Source organism: Prevotella histicola, assembly GCF_055385135.1.
This window is the reverse complement of record NZ_AP043793.1, coordinates 1,988,519-2,001,481: the sequence shown is the minus strand read 5'-3', so window position 1 is coordinate 2,001,481 and position 12,963 is coordinate 1,988,519. Positions and strand designations below refer to the sequence as shown.

The window sequence follows — 12,963 nt, the reverse complement described above, 5'->3', positions numbered from 1 at the left end:
CCACAAAGTCTATAAGATTTCCTTCAGCAGATACGTAGCATTCTGATTACGTGCTACACCTTTCGTAATCTTATAAGAGTAAGTTATTGATGTCCCCAACTCTATTTCAAAGCAATAGTTATGGAAGAGTTGGGGCTTTTCGTCCTCCATCTTCGACAGTTCCAAGTCATGTGTGGCTATAACGCCCGTAACGTTCAGCCCTGAAATATGCTCCAAGAAGAGGCGAGAGCCATTGAGTTTATCCAAAGAGTTAGTGCCTTTCAGTATCTCATCTAGAATGATCAGACTCGGAACATCCTGACGAAGTGAGCCTAAGAGCTGCTTCAACCGTTGCAATTCTGCATTGAAATAGGATATTCCGTGCGTCAGATCATCCGTCGTACGCATACTGGTAAAAAGATGGAAGACAGATATTTTCAGGCGGAAAGCAAATACTGGCAGACCGTTCATAGCCAAGAGATAATTGATTCCCAAGGAACGAAGGAAGGTACTTTTACCTGCCATATTGGCTCCGGTTATGATGTAATACTCATGATTGTCTATCTGAAAATCGTTTGCAACGGCTTTTTCTCCAAGGAAAGGATGGTATAATCCTTCGGCTTCATAGACTACTTTTTCCTCATCACACACTTCAGCGTCGACTGCCCGATGCTCATTCAGGCGGAAATTGCCCATCGAAACCAGTGCATCAAAGAGGTTTAATGTGGCTATCCATTGGTCTGTAAACTGATGATAGTTTCTTTGCCAGCGACTAAACAGACGGACGATTGTGATGTCAATCAGTGAGAAACTGTTGAAAAGGAAGACGCCAATCTCATTGCTTCGGTTGTCAATCTTCTGCAGAATACGGTCCAATTCTTCCAGAGACTCCTCTCCTCCCGACAGTTTCTGCTTCAGTTCCTGCAGTTCCGAAGCCTCGAAATCGGTTTGATTGATTAGCCTCATCACCTGCAAATAGCCACTCACCTGATGATGAACCTTGGTTATGAGTTCGTTGATTCGGCTGATATACTTATGCGAACTGAGCATGGCTAACAGGAAATTGAACATTCCCCACCACACGGGAAGTAGTCCGGGTGCCTTGTCGAGAGCGGAGAAAACGATGGAAAGATAGAATCCTAAGAGGTCAGCATAGCACAGGAAACGGAACCAACGGGCAGAGAAAAGGCTTGAAACGGACAGCGTTTGCAATGAATCGAAGGCACGGATGACGGATTCTGTGTTGATTTTCTCTTTCGTTCCGAACGACTTAAAACGGGAAAGAAAAGCTTCATTCCTGCTTAATTCCTTGATGCTCTCGCGCCGTTGTATGATTCTTTCAACTGAATTTTCTCCCTTTTCATTACCCCACTCCATTGATAAGCAGGCAGCCAACTGGTTGCTTCCGCCAGTTGATACGGTACGATTCAGTCGCTGAAACAGTGATCCCCGACCGAAAACATCAAGGTCGTACGTGTAAGCATGCTGCGGATTGACGTATCTTTCACCAGCATCAAAGCTTCCGAAGTCGCCTTTCTGATAATCCAGTTCCTGCTCATAAACCATCAACAACGCCTCATCCGCACGTATGAGACGGTCGTTCTTAACGTCAAGATGGCGTATATAAAGGTAGAGAACCACTGATAACGCTGCAAACAAGAGTAGCCATGCGGCATTACTTGATAAGGTATATAGCACTACGAAGCCTATTGCGACGAGGAACGTACCCACTTCTGCCGCTACAAAGCCCCTGCTTTTCTGGCGCAAGTGGCTTACTGAGATGCGCAACTCACTTGCTTTCTGCTCGTAAAATTTGGTCAATTCTTTATTCATAGGCGCAAATTTACGAAAAAGTAACGGGATAAACAAAGGTAACACAGCTGCAGGTGTTCTGCGAAAGAGCATACACAACAGTGCCGAAAGGCAGCCCTTTGAACTTGAAAATATATTACTTTTCTACAGGAAGGATATACTTTTTTTTCTTATTGTATAGAGGTTCTGACAAAAAAGAATCTCCGTTTTCATAAAAACGTATATACGTTCTCACAAAAAAGTATAGACTTTTTGCCCAAAAAGTATATACTTTTTAGCCGAAAAGTATATACTTTTTTTCGCAAAGGATTATTGATTTCATAACAAACTAATAATCAACGAATTACAAAAGGGGCGTTTTCCTGTTTTTTTCTATCCATTAAACGCCCTCTAACCCATAGGCATACCTTACTGGGACATCCTTGCAAGAGAAGAAAACGGACGAGAAAAAGATTTACAAACAACAGAGATTTATCAAGTAATAATCTGCTGTTGCTTCATCTCAAGATACTTGTTGATGACGTCAACACTAAGATTCTCAGGCGTAGTCAACAAACTCAGAATACCATTCTGACGAAGAGTTGAAACAATAAGTCGCTTCTCATAGGCAAACTTCTCAGCTATTACGTGCTGATAATAATCCTCGGTTGAGGTCTTCGGCGAGTGGATATAGTCTGACAACTCCGTATCTTCGAAGAAAACAACCAGCACTCTGTGCCACTGATTGAGCAACCTCAAGTAAGAAAGCTGCCTGTTGAGCGCCGTCATTCCAGAGAAATTCGTATAGACAATCAGCAGACTTCGCTTGCTGACCTGCTTATGAACATTGGCACAAAGACTGCTGAAATCAGTCTCAGAGAACTTCGTTTCCTGTGAATAGAGCGCCTCCAAGAGCCGTTCCATCTGCCCACTCTGACGGGAAGGAGCAATGAACGTATCCATATTATCAGCAAAAGTAATAAGCCCCGCCTTGTCTTCTCTGTGCATAGCAACGTAAGACAGCACCAAAGCAGCATTGATACTGTAGTCAAGAAGCGTCATTCCACGGAAGGATTGCTGCATGACACGCCCCTTATCAATAACCGAAAAGATCTGTTGGGAGCGCTCATCACGATAAACATTCACCATCAACTGATGGCGTCGGGCACTTGCCTTCCAGTTTATCATGCGATAATCGTCACCCTTAACATATTCCTTTATCTGCTCAAACTCTGTGTTATTGCCCACACGTCTTATCCGTTTTATCCCCATCTCCGTCAGGTTATTGCTCATAGCAAGCAACTCGTAACGGTTCAACATCATGTAAGACGGATAAACCTTCACATCCTTCGCCTCGCCCAAAGTGTATCTTCGCTCCACAAGACCTATTGCTGTACGAGCAAAACAACGTATCTTACCGAACGAATACACCCCACGTTGCACAGGAACGAGCACATAACTGATGGTCCTACTCCCCTTTGCCTTGAGGTAAGACCTGTAGTTTATATCCCTTTGTTGGAAGATTTCGGGTGCTTCATCAATGATTGTCAGCCAAACTTTAAAAGGATAATTGCTTTCCAAACGTATTCTCACACGGTTTTCATCACCATTGGAGAAACGATCTGCACACTTTCTTTCAGCCTTTAATCCCCGTTGATGATAAAGCAAAGCAGCATCCACAACGATAACAACGACAAAGACTGCCAGAAGAATCCTTGCCACAGCGAACAACAGTGGATAGGCATAACCCAACCCTGTAAGCAGTGTCAGGCATGTGAATAGCAGATAAAACCTTCGGGTAAGATACATTTTTAGGGAATTAAAGGAGTTTATGACGTTACAGAAGTAAAGGAAGTTAAAGAAACGAAGATAGTTAAAGCGGTTAGAGAAGCCGAAACTTATGTATTTATTCGGTACATCTTAGGGAATCCCACTCTTGGCTTTAACCATTATATAGGGACAATTCCGCTATTGACTCTAATAGCTCTAAGCCCTTCAACTCCTCTAACTCACAGAATTACTACTTAGGAACTTCAACCTTGTCTATCAACTTTTGCGCAACCTTCAGTGCAGTATAACCTTCCATTTCAGCCTCCGCAGTAAGAATCAAGCGGTGTTGTAAGATGCTTGGAGTAACAAACTTGATGTCTTCAGGCGTCACAAAGTCGCGTCCATTCAGTAATGCTGATGCCTTTGAAGCATTAAGCATGGCAACAGCAGCACGTGGACTGGCTCCAAGATATACAGCTTTTGAGGTTCGTGTCTGCTGGATTATGGTTGCAATATAGCGCAAAAGGCTCTCTTCAACATATACACTCTGCAGTTTCTCACGCATCTTCAGCAGCTCATCAATGCTTAGAACAGGCTTAATCTCCTCCAGTTTCGTCAGTTTTACATTGTCCTGATGACGCTTGAGGATATCTACTTCTTCATCAACGGAAGGATATCCCATACGAATCTTAAAAAGAAAACGGTCGAGTTGAGCCTCTGGTAAACGGTAAGTACCCTCCTGTTCCACAGGATTCTGTGTAGCAATGATGGTATAAATACTTCCCATACGGTGCGTTGAACCATCAATTGTCACTTGTCTCTCCTCCATAACTTCGAACAAAGCAGCCTGTGTCTTTGCCGGAGAACGGTTGATTTCATCCACTAACACAAGGTCGGAAAAGACAGGACCTTTATGGAATTCGAACTCAGAGGACTTCATATTGAAGACGGTAGTACCCAGAACATCACTCGGCATGAGGTCGGGAGTGAACTGAATACGGCTGAAACGTGCATCAATCAATCGTGACATCAGACGTGCAAGGAGCGTCTTTGCAACTCCAGGCACCCCTTCTATCAGGACATGACCATCTGCAAGAATAGCCGTAAGCAGCAAGTCGATAGCCTCATGCTGCCCTACTACGACTCTACTTATCTCTCTTTTTATCTGTGAAACTTTCTCACTGAACTCTGCCAGGTCGGTTCTTTCCTGTGAGTTCTCCTCAATATTATTATTTAATATCTCATCCATAATGGTTAGAGGTTGTTTATTATCTTATCCATATTATCAATTGCTTGCCGAAGCATAGCATCAGTTAATTCATCTTGAGTACCAAGATAACGATTGATACGATCGATTATCGTCTGAACTTCTGCCGTTTCTAATCCCGTATGTTGTGCTATCTGACGAACAATATCTGCATTTGATGCCAGATCTCCTATATCTATCATCAGCTGACGGCGTAAGGTTTCGCAGAAATAATCATACTTCTTCTGCAACAAATCTCTATTGACATGCCTCTGATGATAGAGTGTTCCGATAAGACGAACGAATTCAAGTGACTTGTTATCTGGCTCTTTCACCACAGGAATGACACGCTGCCGGCGACGAGCATAGAATACACAGAAGAGAAGTAAGCCCAATAATGCCAGATAAACAGCCCAACGCAGGGCTCTATGTTGGAAGAAAAAGCGAAACGGACTACTTGCTTGTTCTTCTGATTTCGGCATATATCCTTCAACACGGACCACAGGAAGACCACGAAACTGTGACATTATTCGGAATATCAAACCGTTGATTTGTGAATCTAATATACCATAATTCGTAAGTAAGAGCGGTTCGCAGGACAAGAACAACTCACCCTTTCCATACTTCATACTGACAAGTCGAGACTGCCAATAGCCTCCAAGACTATCATCATCCTCATCTTCTACCCAGCATTTGACCAACGTATCACATTGAATCTTACCATTTACACTCACGTTTTGACCAGTTATAGCAGAATAAACCGCATAGGTTCCGGCAGGATAAGGCGCTTGGTCACACCATTCTAAAGTGTCAAAAGGAATATCATGATTCTCAATTGATGCTTGAACCCACTGAGGAGAAAAGCCAGACGACCCAGTAATCGTTACATAAGTACCCTTACTCAGACTGTCACAGTCCATACTAGACGTTGCTATCAGCACCTTACTTCCTCCTTTCAGCAGTTCTTTTATGGCGCGTAAGTCGGTAGCTGTTGGAGAGAAATCAACTGTTTGTACTAGGAATGCATGGGGGTTCTTGCCATATCCCTCCCTTTCCAATTGAGGAAAGGTCTTCCTCGTTACCTGATATCCAGCAGGTATTGATTTCTGCAAGAGTGTATCAAACACGGAGCAACCAAAAGGTTGTTCGTCAGTATGACTGAAGGTTGGCTTCCAAACGAATTTACTTGGTGCACTCCACTCCAAGAGAAAGACCAACAAAAGGAAGAGTCCTATGAAGAATAAGAATCGCTTATTCATACCGTTCCTCCCTTCTTCATCTCACCTTCCCAAGCTTCCATCTGCGCAACCAAGCCTTCTGTAGCTGTATAATTACCATATCTTATGCGCATAAAACAATGGGTCATATGCAGAAAGTCGGTAGAAAGGAATTCGCGAGTATATTGTGTCGGTGTTTTATAAAGCTCCCAACTGATTTTTTTGTTATCTGATAACCAACGAAGGGTACGTAAATAAACTATACGAACAGCCTTATAATAGTCCTTTTGCTCCATAGCTTTGGCGTATTCCTTCTCAAAATCTACACCATATATATTATCTTCATCGGTATTCTGCCCCTTTAATCTTCCTGAACGACTGAACAGTCTGGGCTGAAAACGATACATAAGAAAGGCTATAATACCTATAAAGACAAGCGACAGACCTATATATATAATAATACGGATATCACCTTTATCATTAATACTAAAGATATCATTTAGCAACTCACCAATCTTTTGCATCAACCATTCCCACAGATTCACGTCTGGAGCATGTAGTTCCCGTGCATAATCATAAGCTTCATCAGAGCGATACTGGTGAAGTAACGATGAATCGCAGGTGAGAGTATCCGTTAAAGACTGTAGCATAATGCTCGTTTAAAGCTTATCGAAATTGTCTATATCACTGTCTTCTTCCGCTAACTGTTCGAAGTTCTCTATGTCATCTACTACAGAAAGGCCATCAACTTCTTCTGCAACACTGCCATAATGATAGGCCAAAGCTATAGTTGATAAAGACATCGTCAAATACATTCCAAAGTTCATGAAGACTGAAAGTAGGTATCCTATAAAATTATAGATCGGAGAATTGGCGAAAGTTTCCTGTCCCGCGTCAGATGAAGTCAGCACTACCTGAACAAGGAAGCTGATATACCATGGCAGGGTTGTTACTGTCTGAAGAACGTTTGCAAGCAAGCCTACAACTATCATCAAGCCTAATAATGACCAAAAAGAATGGAAACCAAGGGATATTGAACGACGTACTGCTCCCCAAGCGCTCTCGTCATCTTCAAAGATATATACTGGCATAGCCATGGATAAAGGTATAATAAAGACAACAGTTGCTAAGACCAGAATAACAAATAAAGCATATAAACTGGTCATTGCAGAAAAGATTACGACAAGAATAAGTATAAGAAACCAACCACCAACAAGCAATAAGCCAAGAAGGAAGGCACGCTTCATACTCTGAATGATGAGCGGTTTCAAGTCTTTCATCGTGGTATTATGCAAACGAGTAGGGCTCGTTCGATAATATTTCATCATTGCATAACAAATAGACGACAACAGAAACGAACCGACAGAGATACATACAAAGTATCCAAAATAAGAAAGTCCTAGGCGAACAAGCAAACCTTCTGAAGGAGTAAAGCCACCCATCCCTCCAAGAGCATCCGCATAAAAGGGCATCAGGGTGCTAAACATCATGTCAAAAGAGAATGCCTGAACAAGGCACAAAGGGAGGATCAGATAGAAACACGCCTTCAACCATAACTTATAGTTCTCACGAAGGAAATCAAAAGTGGCACTTAATTTCTGACCAAAACTACGGTTCTGATACAGTTCAATCTTAGGTTTTTCTACTTGCATGCTTATAATGATTACGTTTATAAGGTAAATATATAAAATAAAATATTACGAAACAAAGGGACAAAAGGATAACAGTAAGCCGCACGAAATCATTGATTTCTGTGTGACGAGTAATAAAGCTCTCAATAAACCCAGCCAGAATAAAGAGAGGAACAGTACCCACAACGATCTTCATACCTCTCTTTGCTCCTCTCTGGAAGCTCACAATACGAGAGTATGTCCCTGGGAACAACCAACCGTTACCCATTGCCAAGCCTGCAGCACCTGCCACTACGATAGCAGATAGCTCTAATGTACCATGTAACATTGTAGCCAACAAGCTCTCACCCAAAAGTCCATGCTGGTAAAAGAAGGTATCAAAACACCCTACCATAATCCCGTTTTGGAATAGCTGATAGCCTGGCATGAAGCTTGTCAACACGCCAGATACAAAGATATTAAATGATACCATGATGTTATTCAAGGTTATTCCAAGAAACATCACACTCTCTTCTTCACTCCCATAAACACCCATCGGCTTCCCTTTGGCTATATTCTCAAGGGTCATATCCATATATCCATCACCAAGGATAAGACGTGGAAAGGAAGCATCACCTAATGTTGAGAGTACACCTATCAAAACGCTTACCATGAAAATAAGGAAAGAGATGAGTAACAAGCGACGTTCTTTCCACATCACATCAGGGACTTCCTGTGTCCAAAAAGTCAAGACCCGACTCCACTTCTCTCGTTTGTTTCGATAGAGTTCATTATGAAGAGAGGAAGAAAGGTTGTTTAGATAGATTGTAATACGTGAATGAGGATAATGTGTTTGTGCAAAAGCTAAGTCTGCAGTAAGGTCTGTATAAGCCTCTGCCAGACGGTCGGGCATCTCAAAGTTGACATTATCTATCAACTCCTCTACGCTCCTCCACTTATCAATATTGTTTCTTATGAAGAGTATCTCCTTCATAGGTCAGCACAGGGTAATACACATTATTTAATAATTTGGAAACAAAAGTAGAGTTTTTTTCTTACATTTGCAACAGAATCAACATTTTATTAGAAAGAAAATGCCTGAAGCCAATATCGTCACAGGACAATACGTACAAATTAGTCAGTCACCTGCCAGCATAGGAGAACGCATTCTTGCACAGATGATAGACATCTTTATCGTCGGAGTTTACTTGATAGGTGTCTCTCTGCTGATAATAGAAATGAATGTCAGCATGCTCAATTCGCAAGTATTTTTCATTCTATGTATCTATTTGCCTGCCATCTTTTACTCATTCCTAATGGAACTATTCAATCATGGACAAAGCCTTGGAAAGATGGCAATGAAGATTCGTGTAGTAAAGAAAGATGGTACTTCACCCAGTATTGGAGACTTCTTTATGCGCTGGTTACTACAAATCATAGACATGGGATTCTCCTTCATTGGTGCACTTGTCATCCTCTTGACTAAAAACTCGCAACGATTGGGTGACCTCGCAGCAGGCACAATGGTTATCCGACTGAACGATTACCGGAAGATTCAGGTGTCTCTTGATGAGTTCTCTTATCTTGATCGCCACTACAAACCAGTCTATCCACAAGCTGAAAACTTATCATTAAATCAGGTTGATGTTATCCAGCGTACGCTTAACGTTGACGACAGTACGGACCGTGAACGGCGAATCACATCACTCGCAGCTAAGGTCCGTTCCGTCCTCTCTATCTCAAATGTCACAACAACAGACGAAAAATTCCTATACACTATCGTTCGTGATTACCAACATTATAGCCTTGAAATTGTTTAAGCACCTATTATCCCCTATAAAAATAGGAGGAACTTGTACAAAAAGGGAGAGATTGAAAGAATAAAAAGAACACGAAAGCTATTTGACAGACACTTGTAACGACGTTTCATTTTCCTACAAAACATCTTCCAATGATCAAACTGAGCTTGATGATCATTGGTAATTAATTATCCTTTTAACTATAGATTGTACTCACATTAACTACATTCTGCGATGTGCTAAGCCATCAGCACCATTGGTGCTTACCAACAACTCCATTGGTGCTGGGCTGCAACACCAGTAGTGCTAGGCTGCCGCACATAAATAGGAAATAAGATAATAGATGCTTCCCTATCACTACACCTTATATAATAAGGTATCTATGACAACAGAATATGATGAAGAAACAAGTGAACAATAACACACATAATGTCTGCCGTATTGGTCCCTTTCACTCTTTCACACTCTCCTTTACTCTTGAGGATACACCACTACCCCTTCTTGCTTCTTACCATCCATCATTATCTTCAATGGTTTAGGGAAACGGACATGGCGTACCCACTTCGTCTCTTCAACTGCTGGTAAAGCATCAAGGATACTTCGCTGATAGACACCATCCTCTTTATATGGATTGATAGTGAAGTAGCCTACACCGAAAGAAGTAAGGTTCTGGAAGAAGTGGGTACCTTGACTGGGATCTACACGATAGTGTTCCAATCCTTCTTCCACGATAATACGTGCAGCAGAAATATGCGGCCATTTAACAGGAATACCAAGCCAAGGATCACTTGATCCCCATCGACCAGGTCCTATGAGAACATAATTTTTATCTTCAGCAAGGAACTTTCGATTGATTTGTTCAATTTCATCCGCAATGGCAGGATTGTTCATTGCCGTAAAAGAAGCATCAGTCTTCACATAGACAACATCCGTTACATCATCCGAGATACCATGTCCTAAAGAGTTATAACTACGTAGTAGACACTGGCTATCAGGAATCTTTTCCAGGTCTTCATCCAACATCTGTTTTGAATCGACTATCGGACGAATCTGGAGAAGATACAGTTCCCCTGTTCGATCGGTATTCAAATTGACAGCAAACTCTATCTCTACAGGGCGACGCATGGCATCAGCACCATAACGCATAGCCATCTGTAGCAATTCTGGTAATGGGAATACATCCTGCTGCAATACACCACAGAAAGAGATAATCTTCCGTCCACCATCATAGATTCCATCATAGATTGTCTGGTCGTTAGGAAGATAAGTAGAGGCTATAAAGTGTAGACTGTTATCTGCCTCAGCATCCTTTACTTTCAGTTTTAGAATATTAAAGCCATCATCAACCCTGAAATCCTCTCCCACATGCTTCATGTCAAGTGCATAGAATTGGGTTTGTGTCTCACGTAAAGCAATGTCCATCTCACTCATCTGTAAGACTTGACGTGGATGGAAGGGCGATACACGTAGTGTCTGTCCCCCATCTACGATATATTTTCCTAACCCCAATGCCAAAGAAACAATTCCTTCTTCGGCTTGTTCCTCCCCTATAGGATAATAATTCAGTGATCGTAAGACACCAGAGATATTTGGATAGAAATGATCTCCATACTCTTTACCTACTACTTGCTGCAGGATTACTGCCATTTTCTCCTGATCTATGACATTACTTGTTGCTGTCATGTAAGCCTTTGAGTCATGATAATAAACAGAAGCATAAACAGCCTTAATAGCACAAGCCAACATTCTGAGCATTTCATACTTATCTTCTAGATATGGAATCATATAAGTAGAATATATTCCAGCAAATGGTTGGTAATGGCTATCTTCCAATAATGAACTGGAACGAATGGCTATTGGAGAGTGTGTTGCCTCAAAGAAAGCAAAGAAATCACCAATAAAAGTATCAGGTAACTGTGCCTGAAGAAAGGCATGGAGTATCTCATCGTCACTGGCATCACTTAATGCTATCTGATAAAGATTGTTCTGATCCATGAAACTATCAAACACATCCGTGCAGAGAACAACTGTCTTTGGAATTTGAACAGTGGCATTGGTGAAGCCATTGAAGTCTGGATGACGTTTGATAACGTTATCAAGGAAAGCCAAACCACGTCCTTTTCCACCCAAAGAACCGTCACCAATACGCGCAAAGTGTGCATAGCGGTCGAACTTATAGCGGTCGAAAACGGCAACAACACCCTCATTACGCATTCGACGATAAGCTACAATCGCATCAAAAATAATCTGTCTGTGCACATCAACATCCTGTAACTTATGCCAAGTGATATCCTTCAAGAAAGAAGATACAGGGAAAATGGCACGTGCAGATAGCCAACGACTGACATGATTGCGTGAGATGTGATAGAGCATAGAGTCGCGGGGAATCTTAAAGATATTATCTTGAAGGTCCTTAAGATTACGTACACGCATGACTTCTTCATGCGTTTTAGGATTACGAAAGATGAAGTCACCAAACCCCATATGCTCTTCTAGCAGGTGCCGGAGGTCCACATTCATCTTCTTTGAGTTCTTATCCACGAAGCGGAAACCCTCTGCTTCAGCCTTCTCGCGGTTCTCACTCTCAGAACTTTCCATGATAAGCGGGACATATTCATCTGTGGCACGGATTGCACGGAGTAGTTTCAGACCAGCTTCAGCATCCTTAGTGACATTCACTTGATGCCCTGCAGCAATTAAAGCATCATCCTTCACATTATCTATAGGGAAGCGTGCATCAGAAATTACACCCAAACAGTTGTCCTTATAACGCTGATAAATGGCCCATGCCTCCTCATAAGTACGGGCAAGAACGACCTTAGGACGACCACGTTGACGCAGGGAAGCATCGTGACGAGTTAGGGCTTCTGTTGCAAAATTCTGACTTTGAGTGAGGATATAACTATATAAATTAGGTAGAATAGATGAATAAAAACGAATGGAATCCTCCACTAGAAGTATCATCTGTACCCCTGCTTCCTCAATATCATTATCTATATTCATCTTATCCTCCATTAGTTTAATAATGGAAAGAATAAGGTTCGTGTTTCCCAACCAGCAGAAAACATAATCGAAGATACTCAGATCTTCGTGCTGGATACGCTTCGTAATACCGTGAGAGAAAGGCGTCAAAACAACACAATGTATATCAGGGAAATCAGCTTTTACTGCTCGTGCTACATCGAAAGCATCATTATCAGCATTACCTGGCATACAGATAACAAGGTCTATGTCAACCGTATTAAGTATCTTTGCTGCCTCTTCTGTTGTCGAAACCTGAGTAAAGGTAGGCGGATAACGTAATCCTAGCTCCATGTACTCATTATAAATTTTCTCTTCAACACGTCCATCATCCTCTAAAATGAAAGCATCATAAGGATTAGCCACAATAAGAACATTGTAGATACGACGCATCATCAAATTAACGAAGCTAACATCTTTTAGGTAGAAATTGCTCCACTGTGCAGGAATTTGATCACTCATTGGCAGAAACTTAATTTTGGACAAAAATACGAAATAAATACAAGTCAACATAGCTTTTGGTTGCTAAA

The 12,963-nt window shown here is 41.7% G+C and carries 9 protein-coding genes; 1 reads left to right on the top strand and 8 read right to left on the bottom strand.

Features of this window, described 5'->3' with window-relative positions; all coding sequences use genetic code 11:
* Positions 1 to 9: 9 nt before the first annotated feature.
* The 7 genes from ACZ48L_RS08055 to ACZ48L_RS08025 all read right to left on the bottom strand — a co-directional run bounded on the left by ACZ48L_RS08055 (position 10) and on the right by ACZ48L_RS08025 (position 8,607).
* Positions 10 to 1,812, bottom strand: coding sequence for a MutS-related protein (locus tag ACZ48L_RS08055; protein ID WP_025792004.1), 1,803 nt, complete (start codon positions 1,810 to 1,812; stop codon positions 10 to 12).
* 453 nt (positions 1,813 to 2,265) lie between these two features.
* Positions 2,266 to 3,579, bottom strand: a complete 1,314-nt coding sequence (locus ACZ48L_RS08050) for a DUF58 domain-containing protein (protein WP_278539804.1) — start codon at positions 3,577 to 3,579, stop codon at positions 2,266 to 2,268.
* A gap of 211 nt (positions 3,580 to 3,790) precedes the next feature.
* Complete coding sequence (locus tag ACZ48L_RS08045; RefSeq protein ID WP_025792001.1) at positions 3,791 to 4,765, bottom strand: AAA family ATPase; 975 nt, start codon at positions 4,763 to 4,765, stop codon at positions 3,791 to 3,793.
* 29 nt (positions 4,766 to 4,794) lie between these two features.
* Positions 4,795 to 6,045: a DUF4350 domain-containing protein gene (locus ACZ48L_RS08040; RefSeq protein WP_025792000.1), complete on the bottom strand. Its 1,251-nt coding sequence runs from the start codon at positions 6,043 to 6,045 to the stop codon at positions 4,795 to 4,797.
* Positions 6,042 to 6,653: a DUF4129 domain-containing protein gene (locus ACZ48L_RS08035; protein ID WP_025791999.1), complete on the bottom strand. Its 612-nt coding sequence runs from the start codon at positions 6,651 to 6,653 to the stop codon at positions 6,042 to 6,044. Before ACZ48L_RS08035 ends, ACZ48L_RS08040 begins: the two co-directional genes overlap by 4 nt.
* Positions 6,654 to 6,662: 9 nt before the next feature.
* Positions 6,663 to 7,655 carry a hypothetical protein gene (locus ACZ48L_RS08030; protein ID WP_025791996.1) on the bottom strand — a complete coding sequence of 331 codons (993 nt, stop codon included), beginning with the start codon at positions 7,653 to 7,655 and terminating at the stop codon, positions 6,663 to 6,665.
* On the bottom strand, positions 7,636 to 8,607 hold the full coding sequence (locus tag ACZ48L_RS08025) for a stage II sporulation protein M (RefSeq protein ID WP_008822006.1): 972 nt from the start codon (positions 8,605 to 8,607) through the stop codon (positions 7,636 to 7,638). Before ACZ48L_RS08025 ends, ACZ48L_RS08030 begins: the two co-directional genes overlap by 20 nt.
* Before the next feature lie 100 nt (positions 8,608 to 8,707).
* On the opposite strand from ACZ48L_RS08025, the gene ACZ48L_RS08020 reads away from it, so the two are divergent.
* Positions 8,708 to 9,433 (top strand): RDD family protein, encoded by a 726-nt coding sequence (locus ACZ48L_RS08020; protein ID WP_025791995.1) that lies wholly within the window; start codon positions 8,708 to 8,710, stop codon positions 9,431 to 9,433.
* A 450-nt stretch (positions 9,434 to 9,883) separates the two neighbouring features.
* On the opposite strand, the gene ACZ48L_RS08015 is transcribed toward ACZ48L_RS08020, so the two are convergent.
* The gene (locus ACZ48L_RS08015; protein WP_279180761.1) at positions 9,884 to 12,895 is read right to left on the bottom strand and encodes a PEP/pyruvate-binding domain-containing protein; all 3,012 of its coding nucleotides are present in this window, start codon (positions 12,893 to 12,895) and stop codon (positions 9,884 to 9,886) included.
* Positions 12,896 to 12,963: the final 68 nt, after the last annotated feature.

Bases quoted from the DNA above. Each gene is read 5' to 3' on its own strand.
- ACZ48L_RS08020 (WP_025791995.1), top strand. From the start codon at position 8,708: ATGCCTGAAGCCAATATCGTCACAGGACAATACGTACAAATTAGTCAG.
- ACZ48L_RS08030 (WP_025791996.1), bottom strand. From the start codon at position 7,655: ATGCAAGTAGAAAAACCTAAGATTGAACTGTATCAGAACCGTAGTTTT.
- ACZ48L_RS08040 (WP_025792000.1), bottom strand. From the start codon at position 6,045: ATGAATAAGCGATTCTTATTCTTCATAGGACTCTTCCTTTTGTTGGTC.
- ACZ48L_RS08035 (WP_025791999.1), bottom strand. From the start codon at position 6,653: ATGCTACAGTCTTTAACGGATACTCTCACCTGCGATTCATCGTTACTT.
- ACZ48L_RS08055 (WP_025792004.1), bottom strand. From the start codon at position 1,812: ATGAATAAAGAATTGACCAAATTTTACGAGCAGAAAGCAAGTGAGTTG.
- ACZ48L_RS08025 (WP_008822006.1), bottom strand. From the start codon at position 8,607: ATGAAGGAGATACTCTTCATAAGAAACAATATTGATAAGTGGAGGAGC.
- ACZ48L_RS08015 (WP_279180761.1), bottom strand. From the start codon at position 12,895: ATGAGTGATCAAATTCCTGCACAGTGGAGCAATTTCTACCTAAAAGAT.
- ACZ48L_RS08050 (WP_278539804.1), bottom strand. From the start codon at position 3,579: ATGTATCTTACCCGAAGGTTTTATCTGCTATTCACATGCCTGACACTG.